The 19,883-nt window shown below is 56.7% G+C and carries 19 protein-coding genes; 7 read left to right on the forward strand and 12 right to left on the reverse strand.

The window, feature by feature from the left end:
* Positions 1-21: 21 nt before the first annotated feature.
* From EII11_RS01170 to EII11_RS01185, 4 genes are read right to left on the reverse strand one after another with little or no spacing between them, the layout of a single operon-like run.
* Entirely contained in the window at positions 22-693 is a 672-nt protein-coding gene (locus EII11_RS01170; RefSeq protein WP_124867738.1) for a DUF3159 domain-containing protein, read from the reverse strand.
* A gap of 59 nt (positions 694-752) precedes the next feature.
* Positions 753-1,148 (reverse strand): single stranded DNA-binding domain-containing protein, encoded by a 396-nt coding sequence (locus tag EII11_RS01175; RefSeq protein ID WP_240623002.1) that lies wholly within the window; start codon positions 1,146-1,148, stop codon positions 753-755.
* Positions 1,141-1,791, reverse strand: a complete 651-nt coding sequence (locus EII11_RS01180) for a DUF3710 domain-containing protein (protein ID WP_124867740.1) — start codon at positions 1,789-1,791, stop codon at positions 1,141-1,143. Before EII11_RS01180 ends, EII11_RS01175 begins: the two co-directional genes overlap by 8 nt.
* Positions 1,792-1,799: 8 nt before the next feature.
* A complete protein-coding gene (locus tag EII11_RS01185; protein ID WP_124867742.1) occupies positions 1,800-2,102 on the reverse strand; it encodes a DUF4193 domain-containing protein in 303 nt (100 codons plus the stop codon).
* 203 nt (positions 2,103-2,305) lie between these two features.
* On the opposite strand from EII11_RS01185, the gene sepH reads away from it, so the two are divergent.
* The gene (gene sepH, locus EII11_RS01190) at positions 2,306-3,454 is read left to right on the forward strand and encodes a septation protein SepH (RefSeq protein ID WP_124867744.1); all 1,149 of its coding nucleotides are present in this window, start codon (positions 2,306-2,308) and stop codon (positions 3,452-3,454) included.
* 12 nt (positions 3,455-3,466) lie between these two features.
* Here the strand turns inward: sepH and EII11_RS01195 are convergent, their stop codons facing one another.
* The gene (locus EII11_RS01195) at positions 3,467-4,585 is read right to left on the reverse strand and encodes an alkaline phosphatase family protein (protein WP_124867746.1); all 1,119 of its coding nucleotides are present in this window, start codon (positions 4,583-4,585) and stop codon (positions 3,467-3,469) included.
* The gene (locus EII11_RS01200) at positions 4,578-5,117 is read right to left on the reverse strand and encodes a DUF5998 family protein (RefSeq protein WP_124868272.1); all 540 of its coding nucleotides are present in this window, start codon (positions 5,115-5,117) and stop codon (positions 4,578-4,580) included. The genes EII11_RS01195 and EII11_RS01200 overlap by 8 nt, the downstream gene beginning before the upstream one ends.
* Positions 5,118-5,186: 69 nt before the next feature.
* Between EII11_RS01200 and EII11_RS01205 the strand changes: the two genes are divergently transcribed.
* Positions 5,187-7,715: a DNA gyrase/topoisomerase IV subunit A gene (locus EII11_RS01205; RefSeq protein ID WP_240623003.1), complete on the forward strand. Its 2,529-nt coding sequence runs from the start codon at positions 5,187-5,189 to the stop codon at positions 7,713-7,715.
* A gap of 27 nt (positions 7,716-7,742) precedes the next feature.
* Here EII11_RS01205 and EII11_RS01210 read toward each other — a convergent pair whose 3' ends face one another.
* The 3 genes from EII11_RS01210 to EII11_RS01220 all read right to left on the reverse strand — a co-directional run bounded on the left by EII11_RS01210 (position 7,743) and on the right by EII11_RS01220 (position 12,059).
* On the reverse strand, positions 7,743-8,795 hold the full coding sequence (locus EII11_RS01210; RefSeq protein ID WP_124867750.1) for a GNAT family N-acetyltransferase: 1,053 nt from the start codon (positions 8,793-8,795) through the stop codon (positions 7,743-7,745).
* An 87-nt stretch (positions 8,796-8,882) separates the two neighbouring features.
* Positions 8,883-9,902, reverse strand: coding sequence for a GNAT family N-acetyltransferase (locus EII11_RS01215; RefSeq protein WP_124867752.1), 1,020 nt, complete (start codon positions 9,900-9,902; stop codon positions 8,883-8,885).
* 42 nt (positions 9,903-9,944) lie between these two features.
* Positions 9,945-12,059: a DNA gyrase/topoisomerase IV subunit B gene (locus EII11_RS01220; protein ID WP_420820432.1), complete on the reverse strand. Its 2,115-nt coding sequence runs from the start codon at positions 12,057-12,059 to the stop codon at positions 9,945-9,947.
* A 177-nt stretch (positions 12,060-12,236) separates the two neighbouring features.
* Between EII11_RS01220 and EII11_RS01225 the strand changes: the two genes are divergently transcribed.
* From EII11_RS01225 to EII11_RS01235, 3 genes are all read left to right on the forward strand, one after another.
* Positions 12,237-12,455 carry a DUF7455 domain-containing protein gene (locus tag EII11_RS01225; protein WP_338068016.1) on the forward strand — a complete coding sequence of 73 codons (219 nt, stop codon included), beginning with the start codon at positions 12,237-12,239 and terminating at the stop codon, positions 12,453-12,455.
* A gap of 134 nt (positions 12,456-12,589) precedes the next feature.
* Positions 12,590-13,039 (forward strand): type III secretion system chaperone family protein, encoded by a 450-nt coding sequence (locus EII11_RS01230; protein ID WP_124867756.1) that lies wholly within the window; start codon positions 12,590-12,592, stop codon positions 13,037-13,039.
* A gap of 22 nt (positions 13,040-13,061) precedes the next feature.
* Positions 13,062-13,535, forward strand: a complete 474-nt coding sequence (locus EII11_RS01235; protein ID WP_124867758.1) for a YbjN domain-containing protein — start codon at positions 13,062-13,064, stop codon at positions 13,533-13,535.
* A 167-nt stretch (positions 13,536-13,702) separates the two neighbouring features.
* Here the strand turns inward: EII11_RS01235 and EII11_RS01240 are convergent, their stop codons facing one another.
* Both EII11_RS01240 and EII11_RS01245 read right to left on the reverse strand, forming a co-directional pair.
* Positions 13,703-15,448: an RNA polymerase sigma factor gene (locus EII11_RS01240; RefSeq protein WP_420820433.1), complete on the reverse strand. Its 1,746-nt coding sequence runs from the start codon at positions 15,446-15,448 to the stop codon at positions 13,703-13,705.
* A gap of 105 nt (positions 15,449-15,553) precedes the next feature.
* On the reverse strand, positions 15,554-15,976 hold the full coding sequence (locus tag EII11_RS01245) for a universal stress protein (protein ID WP_124867760.1): 423 nt from the start codon (positions 15,974-15,976) through the stop codon (positions 15,554-15,556).
* Positions 15,977-16,083: 107 nt separating this feature from the next.
* Here EII11_RS01245 and EII11_RS01250 point away from each other — a divergent pair, with 107 nt between their 5' ends.
* Positions 16,084-17,181: a polyprenyl synthetase family protein gene (locus tag EII11_RS01250; RefSeq protein WP_124867762.1), complete on the forward strand. Its 1,098-nt coding sequence runs from the start codon at positions 16,084-16,086 to the stop codon at positions 17,179-17,181.
* 131 nt (positions 17,182-17,312) lie between these two features.
* Here the strand turns inward: EII11_RS01250 and EII11_RS01255 are convergent, their stop codons facing one another.
* Entirely contained in the window at positions 17,313-17,663 is a 351-nt protein-coding gene (locus tag EII11_RS01255) for an Rv2175c family DNA-binding protein (RefSeq protein ID WP_124867764.1), read from the reverse strand.
* Positions 17,664-17,767: 104 nt separating this feature from the next.
* Here EII11_RS01255 and pknB point away from each other — a divergent pair, with 104 nt between their 5' ends.
* Positions 17,768-19,867 carry a Stk1 family PASTA domain-containing Ser/Thr kinase gene (gene pknB / locus EII11_RS01260; protein ID WP_124868278.1) on the forward strand — a complete coding sequence of 700 codons (2,100 nt, stop codon included), beginning with the start codon at positions 17,768-17,770 and terminating at the stop codon, positions 19,865-19,867.
* Positions 19,868-19,883 lie beyond the last annotated feature (16 nt).

The following is a 19,883-nucleotide window of genomic DNA, read 5'->3' on the forward strand; positions in this document are numbered from 1 at the left end:
TTGACAGGTGAAACTCACCGCTCACGACACTGCATGTGTCTCATCGCTGAAGCGAGCCGAAAAAGGGCGCAAGCCCATCCACGTCAGCCACACCAGCGGAGCAAAGAGCGGGATGCCGAGAATGAGCTTGGCTACCGCAAGTGCTTCAAGCATCGCAAACCACCACAGCGGTAGTTGGACAAGAAAACGAAGAGCAAAAAGCATCGCCCACGCCCATGTGAGCTGGACGCTGCGACGATACAGTGACCGGTAGGAAGGATCCGACATCCATCCTGCAGGAAGCTGCCACGCGAGCCCACAGCCAAGGGCAATAAGAGGCTTCCTCAGCAGTAAAGACAACACAATGAGGGTGAAGAAGAATGCAGCGTTGATGAGACCAACTGCAAAGTAATTCTCCTCCCTGCCTGTTGCCAACGCCCACACCACACCAATAGCCACGCCTATGAAGCCTGAGATAGCCTGAGTCAAAGGCTGGCGCGCCCACAAGCGAACGACACAAAAGACCAGTGCCACCGCACCTGCCGCACCAGCGGTCAGCCAAAGATCTGACGTGAGCGTAAAGACCACAACGAACACCAGCACCGGCAGTGCCGATTCAATGACTCCGCGCCATCCTCCGACAGCGGTCTTCCAGGAGAAATCCTCTGAACGTAGCTGTTCAAAGGCACCGCCAAAAGAAGAGTTTTCAGACATGGCACTCCATTTCCATGCTCGGCACTTTCAGGCTCGCACAAGCTCGCAGCAAAGTCGTTTTAGTGTGTTTGGGGCAGAATACGATACAGCGGATTCATCATGACTAAATGATCCCCTTGAGGGGTGGCAGTCCCCTCAACCTCAAGGTGGAGGCCAACCCGGATTCCCGGGATGTCACGCCGCCCAAGCCATCGAAGTTCCACTGTGCCCGTACCGTCATAGAGGATGGCGTTAAGCTGTGCGGGACGGCCGATAGCTGAATAGGTGATCGACTGTAAGACGCCCGACAAGCACACTTTCTTCCGAGCAACGACCTCCGAGATGGGCGTTGTCCCGCGGGCACCACGTAGAGCGGCCTCGTCCTCGGCTTCAAGCCGGGTACGCAAATCGCTCGCCACCCGATGAGCAGACCAGCGATCCACAAAACGCCGGTACCAGGAGCCCTTCTCAGGCATGGGGAGCCTGCACATTATGTTCTGTGAAGGTCACCGGCAGGATTTCAAGGCGGGCACGAGGTTCACTTCCTCGGACTACCACAATTCGATCGATCAGTTTCTCAAACTCTGCACCCACCTGAGGATCAACGGCCGCCTGACCGACCATCTTGATGCGAGAAACCCAGCGAGATCCCTCATGTCCAATTTCGCGGACATATGTTTGCCCCTGGCCGCCATCTGGCATGGTGACTGGAATGGTCACGAGATGTTCAACGCCATACCGCGTTGTTTTTTCTTCTACCTGCGCGCCATGCTGAAGGGCAAGTTCACGCAAGCTGTGCCGCATGTTGTCCCACACTCCGCCCGACTTCGGTGCCGCGTAAACCTCGATCTCTACGAGCGAGGTCCCGATGGTGAGACGAATGCCTGCGGCGACGCCCTGAGAAAGAGAGCCGAGAGGCTCCACGCGCATGCCGTGCACAGCAGGAATTTTCACTGCCCCATGATCAATGTATCCAACCGATGTGTCGACTTCCTCCGCAGAGCGTGGTCCGGGTTGATCCCAGATTGAATGCTCGTCTGCAAGAGTCGGCAGAGTCACCGTTGCGTCCTCGCTACTGGATTCGACCGGCGCGGGAGCGTGCTTTTTCCTGCCAAACATGGGTCAAATCAGCCAGCGCACTCGGTGCACACAGGAAGGCCTGCGGCACTCATGTGGTCAAGCTGGGACGCATGGTGAACAAGGAAACACTCTGAGCAGGTGAACTCATCTTCTTGACGAGGCACGACATGAACGGTGAGCTCTTCCTTAGAAAGATCAGCGCCAGGAAGTTCATAACTCTCTGCGGCCTCGTTTTCATCCTCATCGACGTTAGAGGAACCAACATCGTTGCGGCGCGCCTTGAGCTCCTCGATTGAGTCCTCTGCAACATCGTCATCGTTCTTGCGCGGGGCATCGTAGTCAGTTGCCACGGTCTTTCCTCCTTGGTGTCGAGTGTTAACACTCGGGCGGTGCGCACTCCTTCATGTGAGAGGCGCTTGCGGTGGGAGGATAGCACCTGAGAGCCCTCATCGTCATGTCATGTCGTGCGCGTTTTGGGACACGCGGAGTAAAGTCGAGCAGGACGGGTGGGAATCTGTCACGATCGTTGTGTTGAGTGATGGAGGACGAGCGCATGATTGAACTCGAGCTTTTAGGTATCGGCGCAGATAGCGAGACATTAGTCTTTAGTGACGCTGACGGTGAACGCTATTGCGTGCCGATCACCGACGAGCTGCGCGCAAGTGTCCGCCGAGACCGCCCCAAGATCGAGGCCATCACCTCGCCCCAGCGAAGCCTCCGCCCTCGGGAGATCCAAGCCCTCCTGCGTTCAGGTCTGTCCGCTGAAGAAATTGCCACCGAGCATGGCATGGATGTCACCTACATTCAGCGCTTCGAAGCCCCCGTTGAGGCTGAAAAGAACTACGCCCTTAATCGTGCGTTGAATTTCCGCATTGGGGGAACCGCCGACGGTCCCGTCATGGGAGAACTCGTTGTTGATCGACTCGCTGCCCGGGGCGTTTCTCCTCGTTCTTTGACGTGGTCCGCCCGTCGCGACGTTGATGGCCCATGGGAGATCATCGTCACTTTCGTACAGGGCGCGAGCGAGCACTCTGCTTCTTGGCATGTTGACACGGCAAGCGCTCATCTTGAAGCTATCGACCAGGAAGCTCGTTGGCTGACGGAAACAGTAGCCGCTGCCCCCACCCAGGCGATTTTTAGCCCCTCTGTTGCCGCACCTGAGACACTCCCGGAGTCTGAGGACGAACTGCGCGCTCGAGATGCACTCCTTGACCAGCTCAATGCTGCTCGAGGCCGCCGAGTTGAAGTGGAAATCGACGATGAGGACGAGGACGAAATCGCAGCCATCTTTGGCGATGAGCCCTCCTCCCAGCCCACTCCCCCGCCGTCTATTTCGGCCCGAATCTACTCCATCGCTCAGTCTCGCACGAAGACAACAATCCCCGCTCTTGATCCTCAGTCGGCTCCTGTTTCTGAAGATTCTCCCCCCAGCGATGGCGCACCCCAACAGGAAATGCCCGCCTCTTCGGCCTCGAACGACAGCGAAAAGGCAGTAGGGTCAGCCTCCCCCGCACCCGCCTCAACGTCCCCCTCGGAAACATCTTCCTCCAGCAGTAAGGAGGATTCTCAAAGCGGTGACGTTCAAGACTCACTCCTGCCGGGGCTCACAGTGCCTGAAACGCAGCCCACAGGCAAGAAACGACGGAAACGTCGTTCGGTTCCCAGTTGGGATGAGATCGTGTTCGGTTCTAAACCACAGTAGGGTAATCGCCCCCTAGCTAAGGCGCATGACGGGGATGAGCATCTCATCTTCAGTCAGAGAGCCATGCACGCCGATCAGGCCGATAGCGCCTGGGGTTTGGATACGCGAATCGACAATCCCGTGGCGCTGGGCCATAAACACCACAGCGTCGCCTACAAGGTCAATTCCTGGCCCATCACCAAGGTAGTGGCGTGCTTCCTGAGGGCTCATCACCCATGCTCGATCCCCTAGATACTGTGCCCATCGCTGTCGGACGGCCTCTCCTTGGCCGGGTTCAGCGTGGACATGAACTGAGCGGGTCTCACCGGCGATAATTCGGACGCCTTCAGAGAGTTCAGGATCAAAAGCGCAGTCAAGAAGAGTCGATGGCGAGACATCAATCATGCCGTGATCTGCTGTCAATGCGGTCATCACGCCTCGCGGCAGGCGCGCCAGAAGGTGACGTAGCCCAGCATCGAACTCTTCAAGTGCGCCTGTCCATTCAGAAGACTCCACGCCGTGAATATGACCCTGGTGATCAAGTTCCGACCAGTAGAGATAGACCAGAGGAGTTCCTGCACGGAGTTCACGAATCGCGGCCTCACAACGTTGCTCCCACGACACGGCACCCACATGCCGTGAGCCTCGTAAGGCGGCTCGTGTCAGTCCTGAATGAGCAAATTGAGGTGGAGAGATGACAGCTACTTCGACACCGGCGCGTGCAAGAGCCTCAAAATGTGTTTCGCAAGGCTGCCATTGGGCAGGATCGACTCCTTCCTCGAAGGCAAGAAGATTCATCACTCCGTCCCCCTGCGCTACCGAGTAGCCAACCATCCTGGTTTGACCGGGCATACAGCCCGTTCCAAAAGCGGTGATACCTGCGGCGGTTGTCGAAGGGATGACAGTGTAGGCGCAGTGCATGTCCTCACGGTGTGCACGAAGCACAGGAGCATGTCCGATGCGCCTGTGCAGCGGCAGATAACCTAGACCATCAACAAAAATAACGAGCACCTGTGAGGCATCCGTGAAGCCGAATCGCTCGGCCGCATAAGCGTCAGCACCTGGCAAAGTTGGATCCACAGAGGCGATGCACGCGCCCAGAACCTGTGTGAGTCGCAAAGCGTCACTGTCTGGGAGTGCCCACTCAGCCATGCGTACTCTCCATCAATGTCGAGAGGACATCAACGAATTGCTCGGCTTGAGCGAGTGCTTCAAGGCCATCAGCAGCGGCAGATACTCGGATCGTGAGGTCGTCAGGGATTGATGAAATGGTGAAACCATGATCGGCCACACATTCTGGGTCGTCACATTGGAGTGTCTCTACATCCCCACGTCGAGCTGAACCAAGGTTAACCGCAATGGTGATCTCCGTGACGGCACCTCCCTGTTTTTCAGGGGAGACGACGTGCTCCATATAGGACATGCCACGAATCGCTCGGAGGGGATGAATCGCGGAGGCAACCGATGCACCCCCGTCCTCAAGCTCATCGACATGAAGTTGAACAAGATTAGACGTGGAAACTGCAACCACGTTGAGATGACGGAAAAGGGAACCATGATCGAAGCCTGCATCAAGCTGCATCAGCAGAGCGAGAAGGTCTTTCCCACCAAGGGCTCGCCGTAAGGAGCGAGTGACTAACTCAGGGTAAAAACCAAGCTCTTCGATCTGTGTCCACGTCTTCATGCTCATAATTGTGCATTGCTGCGGCGTGGGAGTCGATACGACATGACCTTTATGGGGACAATAGTGCCCATGCGCGATGTGGAAATGACGATGCCTCTTACCGATGATTCCGGTCATGAAAACATCTCAGAGATTGATGTCTCGGACGAGATGCGGGGCTCTTTTCTCGAATACGCGTACTCGGTGATCTACACGCGCGCTCTTCCTGACGCCCGCGACGGTCTCAAACCTGTCCAACGTCGCATCCTTTATCAGATGGATCAGATGGGGCTGTCTCCTGAGAAGGGGCACGTCAAATCCCAACGCGTCGTTGGTGAGGTAATGGGTAAACTCCACCCACACGGAGATTCTGCCATCTACGATGCTTTGGTCCGACTCGCGCAAGACTTCAATCTGCGCGTGCCTCTTATCGACGGCCACGGCAATTTTGGCTCCCTTGACGATGGTCCGGCTGCGGCGCGTTACACTGAGGCTCGCCTGGCGGCATCCGCCCTCGACCTTGTGGCCGACCTCGACCAAGACGTCGTCGACTTCGTTCCAAACTACGACAACCAGTTCATGCAGCCTGAGGTCCTGCCTGCCGCCTTCCCTCAGCTTCTTGTCAACGGTGCCTCAGGTATTGCTGTTGGCATGGCCACCAATGTTGCCCCTCATAACCTCGCTGAGACGATTGCCGCCTCCTGCCATCTTCTTGATAACCCAGAGGCCACCGTTGAAGACCTCATGCGTTTCATTCCCGGCCCGGACCTTCCCTGTGGCGGCGTCATAGTTGGTTTGGATGGAGTGAAAGAGGCCTACGAAACTGGCCGCGGTAAGTTCCGCACGCGCGCCAAGGTTGCCATTGAACGCATCACGGCTCGCAAAATGGGTCTCGTCATCACAGAGCTGCCCTACATGGTGGGTCCGGAAAAGGTGATCGAAAAGATTAAGGAGAACGTCTCTGCGGGCCGCCTCAAAGGCATTTCCAACGTTCAAAACCTCACTGACCGCCACCACGGCCTGCGCCTCGTTGTGGAGGTGAAGAACGGCTTTAACCCCGAGGCTGTCCTCCAACAGCTATACCAGCGCACGCCCTTAGAAGAGTCGTTTGCAATCAACGCTGTTGCCCTTGTGAACGGTCAGCCCCAGACTCTTGGCCTCAAGCATATGCTTCAGGTCTTTATTGATCACCGGCTGAGTGTGACCCGTCGTCGCAGTGAGTTCCGCCTTGCCCAGTATGCCGAGCGACTGCACCTCGTTGAAGGGCTTTTAATCGCTGTCCTTGACATTGACGACGTCATCGCGATTATCCGTTCCTCCGATGACGCCGCATCGGCACGCGAACGTTTGATGGTGGCCTTTGACCTGTCTGAGCGGCAAGCAAACCACATTCTTGAACTCCGTCTGCGTCGCCTGACGAAGTTTTCTCGCTTGGAGCTGGAAAATGAGGCCTCTGACCTACGGGCAAAGATTGCTGAGCTTGAGGAGATCCTCGGCTCCGATATTCTTCTGCGTGACCTTGTGAAAGAAGAAATGAACGAGGTTTCCGCCCGTCTGGGAACGCCGCGTCGCACCCTCTTGCTCACCGCCGCAGGAGGCGATGCCTCCGTCGCTGCTCTTCCTGGCGGCACTCTGGCGGCTTCAGGCAAATCAAGTGCCGGTGTTGATGCTGGCATTGCGCTGGCAGCGGCCCTACCCGAGACGAATACCCGACGTAAGGGACTTGATCTGGAAATCGCTGACGATCCTTGCGTGGTTGTCTTATCAGCCTCGGGAGGCCTTGCCCGCGTCGCTGAGGGCGAGCCTCTTGAACCGGGACCGCGTGCCGCTCACGATGGCTGGATTGCCCAGCTTTCCACCACTGTTCGCTCTCAGATTGCCGTAGTGACAGCGGACGGAATAGCGCACCGCGTTGAGGTTGTTGATCTACCGGCGCTTCCCCGCTTTGAAACGGGCCTCTCCTTCGCTGCTGCAGTTCCTGCGGGGGTACTTGTCCACTCCGATACCCCCGCTGTGGGCCTTCTCGACCCCGCTGCTGACACGGTGATGGCGATGGGAACGCGCCAGGGCATCGTTAAACGTCTCCGTCCTGACGTGTTGACGCGCGACGAGTGGGAAGTCATCACGTTGGACGACGGTGATGTTCTGGTGGGATTTGGCCCCTGCTCAGATGATGCCGATCTTGTCTTCATCTCCACCGACGCTCAACTGCTACGCACCCCCGCCGTCAAGGTTCGCCCGCAGGGACGTACTGCTGGTGGCATGGCAGGAATGAAACTTGCCCCCGGCGCAGAGGCTCTCGGCTTCTGGATTGTTGAAGCTGTCGAGGAATCCGTTGTTGTGACTGTCGCTGCTGCTGCTGGGGCGCTTCCTGGCACTGGGCAGACCACGGCAAAAGTCACGCCCGCATCAGCGTTTCCCGTGAAGGGGCGCGGTGGCCAAGGCGTGCGCGCCCAGCGTTTCTTACGTGGCGAGGATCGACTCGATCTGGCGTGGGTGGGCAACGCTCCTGCGCGTGCCGCAGATGCACACGGTATGCCCATTACCCTGCCCACAGTGGATCTACGCCGCGATGGCTCAGGTGTTGGCCTGTCCCATGCGATTGCCACTATCGGTTGAGGGCTCCTGGGTTCTGCGAGGTCCTCGTTAAATGTCGAGGGCGTAAAGGCGGGTTTGTCCGACGACGCGGAAACCGAGAGACTCGTAGACGGCAAGAGCACTGGATTGATTCCCTGAGCCGAGCCCCGTCCCCACGCGCTCCATCCCGTCCCGACGTTGGGCGTGCATGGTCGCAATAATGAGGGCGTCGACAACCGCAGCGTGACGCCAGTCAGCCAGGACGCCCATCTGGTCGATGTAGCCTTCTTTCCATCCCAGTGCGGCCCAGTCCTGCTCATAGCGGGAGGCCAGGAGAAATCCAGCAACCTTCGGGCGGTCTCCTCGGTAATCAACGGCAACAAAAGACCATTCGGGGACGAAGGCTGTTCTCCCCATCAGCCACTGTTCCTCGGTAAGAGGACGCCCCCACTCTTGTTCGTTTAGGCGGTTCGCAGCGCGACGAGTGGGATCCTCCCATTGTGGCCCCCATTCTTCGATCCGCAAATAGGATCCAAGATCAGGGGTGGCAGGCAGGTCATGAAGTTCAGCTCTGAGTTCATAGTAGGTGCGCGACCAGTGATATCCCAGGCGTTTGAGATGGTCTTCAAGCTCTTCATTGCCCGGATCGACATTTGTCACCACGCGGCCACTTTGCCCCTCAACGGGTAGGAGCTGGTGCACGTTCCGCGCAGCATCTGTTTGCCATTGAACAAGAGCACCGCCCAACCCAATCCTGCGGAATCGAGGATCAACGCCACCCTGGCATAGACATTCGATGGTTCCCGTGTGGCGGACGACCATCTGCATGAAAGCAACCATTTCGCCGCGGGCCATTCCACGAGATGCGAACGCGGCGATGCCGAACCAGTCACTTGCCTGAGAAAGCATCTCTTCGACTTCTTCGCAAGAAGTGCGGTACGGAGGATTATCGCGGGCTTCAATACGAGCAATAAGGTTGGATAGAGCATGTAAGTCATCGGGCTGAAGCTCACGCCAGTACACCCCGCGTTCGGCGGTGGGGAGCTCAACGTACAGGCGGTGTGGCTCGTGCGTGTGTTCCTCACCACTGACAGGATTATCAGGCACGGACGCATCATCCATTGTTGGCTCCTCCTTTCATACGGCCGGCGCACATTTCGTGGTCAGCAGCAAACAGTGACCTACTGACAGCATACGAGCGTGCAGCGTTTAGTGTTCGATGGCGTAGTAGACCTCTGAGCGTTCGTCAACGAAACCGAAATGCTCATAGATACCGTGAGCGTTACTTGGCGAGGAAATATCCACGTCCAACCCAATACGGTTCATCCCTGATCGTGCCGCTGCCGCCACCGCTGCGCCCAGCAGGCTTCTGACAAGGCCTTTGCCTTGGTGTTCAGGGCCAACGCCGATAAGAGACACATAGGCTTCGGTTCGTCCGGTTGCTGCCCAACGTTCAGCAGGGCGAGCACAAATGCAATATCCAGCGAGTTTTCCTTTAGAATCAACAACACCAAAAGACCAGCGGGGTTCGCATTCGTCCATTGCTTCAGCCCACCAGCGGTCACGCATCTCTGGCCAATAATGATGAGTGAAAACCTCGCGGTGGAGAAGGTGGGCTTCTTGAACGTTGACGTCGTTCCAGGGAAGCAGGCTGTAGCCGTGCTTCACAGGAGGTGTAGTCTCCGAGCCTTCAATTTCACGGTACATGATGGCAAAGGTGCGCTTAGCGAAGAAACCCGCTGCGATATAAAGCCGACGCCGATCTGTCATGTGGGAATCGACGGTGTTCATGATCTGCGCACGAATGGGGTTATCGGCGCCAAAGTGTTCCACGAGAAGCTGGCGAGCGCGTCCATCTTGCCAGAAGAGGAGGGCACGGCCTAGACCGCGGCCTCGCCACCGGGGGTGGATAAGGGCGTTAACAACGGCGACGGCCATTTCCTCAACGGAGCGAAGGACACGCACCGAAGCGACCGCGCCAATAACTCCCTCACCGTCGACACCGACAATGGTGTCGATGAGATCCTCCCCTTGCTTTCCCTCCATGAGGTCAGCAATCTGGGCGGGTGAAATTCTGTGGATTGCTTCATCTGCGTCTTCGACCACACGGGCAAGCTCAGCGATTCCTGGTCCGTCAGAGGGAATGAGTTGACGCCACCGTAGTCCAAGGTGAGCCCCTGGGTAAGCCACCGAAGCGGGAGGTTGGAGACGCTGTGCAAGTCCAGTCATGGTATCCATTCTAGGTAATGGACGGCCCTAAGTCCTATTTGCTTAAGCATCGATGCGTTCACGATCAATACTGGCTGCCCCTTCAACGATGAAGTCACGCCGAGGATCGACAACCTTACCCATCAGAAGCTCAAAGACATCTTCAGCCTGACGGATGGCGTCTTCGTCGGCCAAGGTAATACGTCGGAGCGAACGATGCTGTCGGTCCATCGTCGTTTCGGCCAACTGATCGGCGTCCATTTCACCCAAGCCCTTGTAGCGTTGGATGGGCTCTTTCCAGGTTCTACCGGACTTCTCCAGTGAACGTAAGGTGCGATGTAGCTCTTCTTCAGAGTAGGTGTACACCAGTTCACGAGGCTTTCGCCCGCGTGCAGCGACTTCAATGCGGTGCAGTGGGGGCACCGCAGCGTAGACACGGCCAGCTTCGACAAGGGGGCGCATATAACGGAAGAAAAGGGTGAGTAGCAGGGTGCGGATGTGGGCACCATCAACGTCAGCGTCGGTCATCAGAATGACCTTGCCGTATCTGGCCTGTTCAAGGTCAAAGGTACGCCCAGAACCCGCACCGATGACTTGGATGATGCTGGCACATTCAGCGTTAGCTAGCATGTCCGCGGTGGATGCTTTTTGGACGTTGAGGATCTTGCCGCGAATAGGGAACAGCGCCTGATACTGGCTGTTGCGGGCGGATTTTGCTGTGCCGAGGGCAGAATCACCCTCAACGATGAACAGTTCACTTTCAGCGACATCTTCACTGCGGCAATCAGCTAGTTTTGCTGGCAGGGATGAGGTTTCAAGTGCGTTCTTACGCCGTGAGATCTCCTTGTGCATGCGCGCTGAGATACGCGCTTTCATCTCTCCGACGACTTTTTCCAAGAGCATCTGCGTCTGCTGCTTGTCGTCACGTTTGGCAGAGGCGAATTTTTTGTCGATCCACTCGCTGATGACGCGGGAGACTACAGCGCGCACCTGAGGAGTGCCAAGCACTTCCTTTGTCTGCCCTTCAAACTGTGGCTCAGGAAAACGCACGGTGATAACAGCGGTCAAGCCGGCAAGGACGTCGTCCTTTTCAAGTCGACCGTCCTTCGTGCCTAGTTTGAGTTTGCGAGCGTTCTTCTCGACCTGCGTGCGCAGTACCTTCAGGACGGCCTGTTCAAAGCCTGTGACGTGGGTGCCGCCCTTGGGGGTGGCAATAATATTGACGAAGGACTGTAGGTGGGTATCGTAGCCAATGCCCCAGCGGATAGCGCAGTCCACCTCGCAGGTACGTTCCACCTCGGTAGCGGCAAGATGGCCTGTATCAGGATCAAGTTGTTGGACGGTCTCGGTGTAGGTGCCCTGGCCGGTAATGTGCCAGGTGTCGGTAACAGGGCCATCAGAGGCAAGCCAGTCAGCGAAGTCCACCACGCCCCCGTCGAAACGGAAGGATTCGGCGGCGGTTTCTTCACCGCGTTCGTCGTAGCAATTAATTGTTAGCCCTGGGACGAGGAAGGCTGTCTGGCGAGCGCGAGCGAGAAGGCCTTCCCAGTCGAAGCCCTCCGTTGAGGGGAAGATCTGGAAATCCGCCCAGAATCGGACGCGAGTACCCGTCACATTCTTTTTGACCTTCCCGACCTTCATCAGTGCTGAAGAATCCACAAAGGGAGTGAAAGGTGAGTTCGGAGTGCGTTGATGCGTGTCATCGAAAGTGCCTGGTTCGCCGCGTCGGAAGCACATTTGATGGGTGATTCCCCCACGATCCACTTGGACATCCATACGGGCAGAGAGCGCGTTCACTACCGAGGCGCCCACACCGTGAAGGCCACCAGAAGCCGCGTAGGAACCACCGCCGAACTTACCGCCGGCGTGCAATTTTGTGTAGACGACTTCCACGCCTGAGAGGCCCACTCCGGGAACCTCATCAACGGGAACGCCTCGCCCGTTGTCAGCAACAGACGCCGAGTGATCGTTGTGAAGGTGCACGTCAATAGTGTCGCAGTGGCCTTCAAGGGCCTCATCGACAGCGTTATCGATGATCTCCCACAAGCAGTGCATCAAACCGCGCCGGTCGGTTGAGCCAATGTACATACCGGGGCGTTTGCGCACCGCCTCAAGTCCTTCAAGGACCGACAGGTGCCGAGCGTTGTAATCGGATGAAGCTGTAGGAGTCACCCCCACATTCTAGGAATGTCACACTGGTTTTGACGTCAGGCACCACCTGCAGGAAGGAAATACGCTCATTCTCACCTTCCCCCTTTGGGCGTTACTCGCAGATATTGGACGCCGGATTCGGCCCCTGGCGAACATCGGTGGACACGGCAGGAAAAAGTATCTCGGCAGTGATGGGATAGAGACATGATGACGACAGCATGGATGGAACAGACGGAGTCTGCTACTCCGGTCCTGACTGCAGCTGACCGCTGCGATCAATGCGGGGCCCGCGCATGGGTGAAGGTGACCTTAAACTCCGGGGAACTCCTCTTTTGCGCTCACCACGCCAATCGCCATATGGAATCACTGCGTGAAACAGCCGTGACGATTCTTGATGAACGTCATCTTCTGACCGAGGACTGACCTTCTCCACTGCACCTATTCCCCTACGCGGTGAGGTTGTGCCACCGTCAGCCTTCCGACTTCGCTGACATTCGATAAACTGGCGTGGATGCGCGAAGCTGCGTTGATACCGTAACAACGAGGAAGTGAGATTCATGGGTTTCTTCTCCCGTAATGAGCCTCAGGAGCAGTCTGTTCCTGCGATTACTCAAGAGCGTTTGACCCAGCTCTTTGACGAAAAAAAATGGCACTACTTTATTGACAACGAAGGTGACCTGGGTGGTACCTGGGATGACAACCAGTTCTACTTCCTCTTGCGGGGTAAGGAATCTGAGATCCTCCACATTCAGGGACGCTGGCACAACACGATTGCTCTAGAGAAGCTTGAAATCGTCCGTGATTTCATTAACCGCTGGCACCGTGACAAGCTGTGGCCGAAGTGCTACCACCGTATCAATGACGACGGCCGTATTTCCGTGTTCACCGAGGTCCCTATTGACCACGAACACGGCGCAACCAGCGAGCAGCTATACCAGCAGATCTCCTGCGCGCTGGGTACCTCTGCCCAATTCTACGCAGCACTGGCTGAAGAACTGGATATGTGAGAGAGGAAGAGGAACACACATCATGGCATGGTTCTCCCGTAACGCTGAAACAACAGCTTCAGACCCGATACTTCCCCTCACCCAGGAACGCATCGTTGATATTTTCAACGATGAAGAGTGGCATTACATCATTGACGACGATGGAGATCTTGGCGGCCGCTGGGGCGACGTCATCATCTACTTCATTATTCTTGGTCAGCAAAAGGAGATGCTCCAGATCGTTGGTCGCATGAGCACTCCCATTGACGAAGCAAATCACGATGATGCCATGATCTTCATTGAGGATTGGCACCGCGATCACTTCTGGCCTAAGGCTTACACCGTCTTTGACGATCAAGGAATGATGCGCGTGTGCGCCGAGGTTAACATCGACCATGAGCCCGGTGTGACCAAAGCCCAGCTCCGCCAGCATGTTCGTTGCGCTGTCGGCACGCAGATGCAGTTCTTCGAGGCGCTGCGTGAGCGTTTTGGCATGCCTCCAATGGACGAGGAGTAAACACTTCTCTTCCAACTGCGACCACGGCGGGTGCACGCAAGTATTTGCGTGCACCCGCTTTGTGTTGACAGCTCACAGGAAAACACATGCGCAGGCTTGAACGGCCATACAATGTGGGGCGAGAACCTTTCAGGTTCTCGCCCCACATTGTCATAGGTGACGTCAGATCAGTCGAGGTAGTCGCGCAGCACCTGGGAACGCGACGGGTGACGCAGCTTCGACATTGTCTTAGATTCAATCTGACGGATACGTTCACGGGTGACACCGTAAACCTTTCCAATCTCGTCAAGAGTCTTCGGCTGCCCATCACCCAAACCAAAACGCATGGCGACAACGCCTGCCTCACGCTCGGAAAGAGTGTCAAGTACTCGATGAAGCTGCTCTTGCAAAAGCGTGAATGACACGGCATCTGCGGGGACAACAGCTTCAGAGTCCTCGATAAGGTCCCCGAACTCAGAGTCGCCGTCCTCACCCAGCGGGGTGTGCAGCGAAATCGGCTCACGGCCGTACTTTTGGACCTCGACAACCTTCTCAGCGGTCATGTCGAGTTCCTTTGCCAGCTCCTCCGGTGTGGGATCGCGGCCGAGGTCCTGAACCATTTGTCGCTGAACGCGAGCCAGCTTATTGATCACTTCCACCATGTGAACAGGAATGCGGATCGTGCGAGCCTGATCGGCCATAGCGCGAGTAATAGCCTGGCGGATCCACCAGGTTGCATAGGTGGAGAACTTGTATCCCTTGGTGTAGTCGAACTTCTCGACGGCTCGGATCAAACCCAGGTTGCCCTCTTGGATGAGGTCAAGGAATTGCATACCGCGGCCGGTGTAGCGCTTAGCCAAAGAGACGACAAGACGCAGGTTGGCTTCAAGCAAGTGATTCTTCGCGTTCTGCCCATCTTGCGCAATGAAGTGCAACTCGCGGCGTTCCTTGGCTGTCAGAGCATCCGCTTCATTCTTCAGCTTGTATTCTGCGAAGAGACCCGCTTCAATACGGCGAGCCAGATCGACTTCCTGCTCAGCATTCAGCAGCGAAACCTTACCGATCTGCTTGAGGTAGTCCTTCACCGGGTCAGCGGTAGCGCCAGCAACAGTAACCTGCTGAACGGGTTCGTCGGTATCGTCAGAGTCGGAAACAACGAATGATCCCTTGACCTGGATACCTTCAGAAGTGCGCTCACGCAGAGCATTCGCAGAGGATCCTGCCTCTTCAGAATCCTCCTCAGAGTCAGACTCTTCTTCATCCTCACCGTCGTTGACGTCGTCCGAATCGTCGATCACGATGTCTTCATCGTCGATCTCAACATCGTCAGGCATGTCCTCGTCGTGAGTGTCCTCATCATTGACGTCAGCCACATCCTGGTCAAGATCCGATGGTAAAGCCTGCTTCTTATCCTCAGCCTCTTGTGCGCTCGACTTCGCAGCGGATTTCTTCGCTGAAGTCTTCTTCGCGGTCGCTGCCTTCTTTGCCGGAGCTTTGGTTGTCGAGGTATCCGTATCGGATGAGGAAGATGCTTCCTTTACGGCTTTAGTGCGGCGCTTTGCAGGGGCCTTTTTCGCTGCGGAGGCCGCCTCAAGCTTCTCAACAGCAGCTTCACTTGCTGCGCTGTCACTCTTCTTGGATGCGGAAGCGCGCTTTGGTGCCGCTTTCTTTGCAGTCTTGCCTGCCGAAGTAGTCTTGGCGTCTTCGACCGTCGCCTCAGACTTGTTCGCGGCGCGTCGCTTGGAAGGGGCTTTCGTGGCCGTTTTCTTGGGGTCAGATGCAGCCTCGTCGGCGGCTTTTGTTGCTGATGCCTTCTTCGCGGCCGTCGTTGTCACAGCGCCCTTCCTTGCCGGTGTTTTCTTAACCGAAGCTGCCATTGCGTCATCACCAGATGCGGTGGAAGTCGTGTCTTTTGCGGCCCGAGATGCACTCACAGGTAGCCCTTTCTCACGCTAGGAAAAACACGATCCGCGACGCGGCAGTGTTGACAGAACTCGGATAAGTATAGTCCGTAAAAAGGTTAATGCCGACTCGAACGATCACTTATCCCGACGCAAATGCGTGGTAGTCGTCACCACCGGACAGGGCGCGTCAAGAAGAATCTGCGCTGCTGTCGGGCCGATGTGGGTTCCAGCGAAACCTCCGGGCCTTAAACCCAGGACAATAAGCTGCGCAGAACTCCTCTCAGCAACCCGTAAAACGGTCTCCGCCATTGATGCACCCGCCGTTGGGCGACGCACATCAACATCCAATGCCACGCCACGAAGAGCATCCCACAGGCGGTCCTCAACCTCATCACGGCTGAGGGGCTGATCACCTTCAGCATTGAGCTGCTGAGAGCCAGAGGAATTGGAATCGAGTACCACAAGTAGCGAAGTATTCCGTGCACTCGCCTGCGCGATAGCCTCACTGAGGGCCGCGTCTGACTCAATATTGCCGTAATAACTCACAACAACCGACATTGTGCCCTCTCCTTACCGCTGCTCAACATCCATTCTAAAGGCGTTTCACGACCTTACCGGCGCTGATCCAAGCGGTGAGACCTTGAGCGTCAACTACCCTTAGAGTCATGAGTTCCTTCGCTTCCACTCTGCCACCCCTTCGGGCAACCATCGACAGAGCAACTCAAGCCGCTGTCGAACGAACCTGCGCCGCAAGTTTCAACAACGCTACGCTCACTCCTTTTACGCAGGCAGCCTTTCAGGCGAGCGCATCAGGCAAACGCTTTCGCGCAATCTGCACCTACATCGGCGCAGCAGTGGCAAGTGGAAACGCATTAGGTCACATTCAATTCGAAGACCTCGCAGCAGCAGTGGAGCTCTATCAGGCCAGCGCGCTCGTCCATGATGACGTCATCGACCATGCAGACACGCGTCGCGGAGCCCCTACGCCGCATGTCTCTTTCTCTTACATGCATGAGAGGCAGGCATGGCTGGGAGATTCGCATGATTTTGGTCGGGCCTCAGCCATTCTTCTTGGCGATCTACTCTTCTCTGCGGCCGAGGCTGCAATGGTCCGTTTCACCTCAACCTTGCCATCGCCACGGGCAGCAGTGGTGATGGAGCGTTACACCCTCATGCACACGGAGGTGGCTATCGGGCAATACCTGGACGTTCTTGCCGAACAGCACCCCATCACCGCCGATGATGATGACGCTTTTCTCCTGGCCGATATCCTCGAAGTGGTTCGACTGAAGTCCGCGCGTTATTCCGTTGTTCACCCCGTGATCTTAGGGGCGCTGGCTGTCGGAGCGGGCTTGGAACTCACCACTGCCCTTGAAGCAACTTTGCTACCGTGGGGCACAGCCTTCCAACTTCGTGACGACGATCTTGGCCTCTTCGGCGATCCCGAGGTCACCGGAAAGCCAGCAGGCGATGATCTTCTTGAGGGAAAACGCACAGCCCTGATGGCCTTCACCTGGTCCAATAGCTCCCCCACAGAGCGTCACGTGCTCAGCGAAGCATTTAATTCCTCCCGCAAACGTCGCGTCGAACTGGTGGATACAGTGCGTGAAATCGTGAGTTCACGAGGCCGAAGCGCACACGAGTCATTCATTGACGAACTGGTGGACAAGGGCGCGGCAGCAGTACCTAGTTCCGAGCTCTCACCTGCATCCATCGAATTGCTCGACGCATTGGGTGAACTGCTGACACGCCGCCATGCCTGAGGCACACCCATAGCCGACTTCGCGCTACCGGTGCGTGCAGTGACTGGACAAACAAGTGGCAGACTGCTCGCCCACCCATGCAAGTGAGCTTTTCAACTCACAGGAAGGCAGGTGAAAAGTGCCCCCTGCGCTTAAAGAGCAAGCATGCGCGCAATGTTGTTCACACGGTGATGACGCCCACGCAACAGAGCTTCCATTGGTGTTTCTTCCAGCTCTTCTTCATAGGTGTACATCCACGCAGCAACTTCTTCAGCGGAGAAACCACAGTCAGCAAGAACAGTCAATGTGCCCTGGAGGTTTTCCAATGGAATCCAGTGCCCATCAACGTTCACAAGTGTCTCCGCCGGGATTGCGGGCTTTCCCTCAGGTGTCGAAACAGCAAAAAGTTGATGCTCACGCAATAGTTGCTTGATCCGGTGGGGAGGAAGTCCCAGTAATTCTGCGGCATCAACAAAGCTCAAAAGGCGCGGTGTTTCACTCATATGTCCAAGAGTAGGGCCTGAAATAGGGGCAAAGCACATCACCACGCCGCCACTATTGAGGGCCAGCCGTGACGACGTCAAGTAAAATCCAGTGCGTGAGTGACATGCACCCTCGTACATCTTTAGGCGCCGCATCTTCGGATGGCGCCTCCATCGACGGTGCCTCCTTCAACGGCGCCACTGAGCCTCCCGTTCCATCGCCTGCGCCCACCGACGCTTTGCTGGGCATCGTCGTGGATGATCGCTACCAGATCAGCCAGCGCCTCGCGCGGGGAGGTATGGCCTCCGTCTATGTTGCTCACGATATGCGACTGGACCGTCCTGTTGCACTCAAAGTCATGCATCAGCATCTGGCCGAAGATCCCCTGTTTCTTCAGCGTTTCAGCCGCGAGGCTCGCTCTGCGGCGCGAATTACTCACCCCGGGGTGGTCTCTGTCTCTGACCAGGGCAGCGTCGACAATCGTCCCTACCTCGTGATGGAGCTTATTGAAGGCCCCACCATTCGTGAGCTTCTTCGACAGGAAGGGTCATTTACCCTCGCCCAATCACTTGACTATTGCGAGAACATCCTTCACGCTTTGCGAGCAGCTCACCGCATCGGGGTGATTCACCGCGACATTAAACCCGAAAACGTCCTTGTTCCCGCTGAAGGACCCGCCAGAGTGACGGACTTCGGTTTAGCACGAGCCGTCTCTGAGGCCACCATGTCGGTCACCGGAAATATGCTCGGAACCGTAACCTACATGGCACCCGAAGTCGCGACAAAAGGCTCGACTGATGAGCGCACGGATCTTTACTCCGTGGGAATCATGCTCTACGAGATGCTCACGGGTGTTGTCCCCTGGCATGGAGATAACGCTCTTCATATTGCCTATTCCCACGTCCATGACGATGTTCCAGCCCCCTCGGATGAAGAACCGTGGATTCCTCGCGAGATTGATGATTTTGTCGCAGCACTGTGCGCACGCGATCCAGCAGAACGCCTCTCTTCAGCTGACGATGCCCTCGATATGCTCGGTCGTGTCAACGATTCCATCCCCGCCGAGCTGCGGCATCAGCGGGCTGCAGTGACTGCCACCGCATTGCGACCGCAAGACTCTGACCACACTGCCGTCCTTTCCCCTCCCACGCAGACGGCCCTTCTTCCCGCTATTAGCGCCCCCTCCGCATCGCCCTCGCCAGCCGCACCGTCATTAAAGCCACTTACTCAGGCACCCACCAACGCTGAGCGGCCTTCAGAGACTCCATCGACGGCCCTGTCAGTCACGGACTCTTCAACGTCCGCTGACGGAGCACCAACAGTGGCCGTAAAGAAACGCCGGACACGTCTTATCCTGGTGATCGCCCTCATTTTCTCCCTCATTTCCGCTGGCGGCGGATGGTGGTGGTGGAGCGAATACGGACCCGGTTCCTACCTTGCTCTTCCTGTCACAGACGGCCGTGCAGCCACTGATGTACGCACCGATCTGGAAGCTTTGGGAGTACAGATCAAAGAAGAGGAAGCCTTCTCCGATGATGTCGTCCCCGGCGTTGTTATATCCTCCCTTCCTGCTTCTGCGTCCTCAGTGCACAAGTACGCCACGGTCACTCTTGTCATTTCAAAAGGGCCGGATCTGCGTCTTGTCCCCAATGTGGTGAATAAACCTCTCGAAGAAGCTCGCGCTGCCCTGGAAGAAGCAGGTTTGACAGTGGGCGAACAGCAGGAGGATTGGTCAGAGGAAGTGCCAGCACAAGCAGTGATCTCCCAATCTGAAGCGCCTGAGACAAAGCTGAAAGTCGGATCAGCGGTGAATCTCGTGCTGTCAAAGGGGCGCGAACCCCGCGCCACTCCTGACTTGGCAAACCGTACGCTTGATGAAGCAAAAGCTGCCCTTGATGAGCTTGCCTTGACCGTTGAGGTGCGAGAAGCCCACTCCGATTCGGTAGAAAAGGGACGTGTGATCTCACAAGAACCTGCAGCTCAAACACAGCTCTACCGCGGCGATACTGTGATCGTCACAATCTCTTTGGGCCCTGAAATGGTGCAGGTTCCTAACGTGTCTGGCAAGAGTGAATCAGAGGCCGTCCAGATCCTCAAGGACGCTGGTTTCGCCGTTGACGTTCGCCGCCAACTCGGCGGCGTCTTCCGCACCGCACACTCAACCGATCCAGCCAGTGGGGCTTCGGTCCCTAAGGGGTCCACCATCGTTCTCATCGTATTCTGAGAGGCTGGGCTTTCCG

The sequence above is a fragment of the Schaalia canis genome (assembly GCF_003858455.1).
Lineage (GTDB): Bacteria > Actinomycetota > Actinomycetes > Actinomycetales > Actinomycetaceae > Pauljensenia > Pauljensenia canis.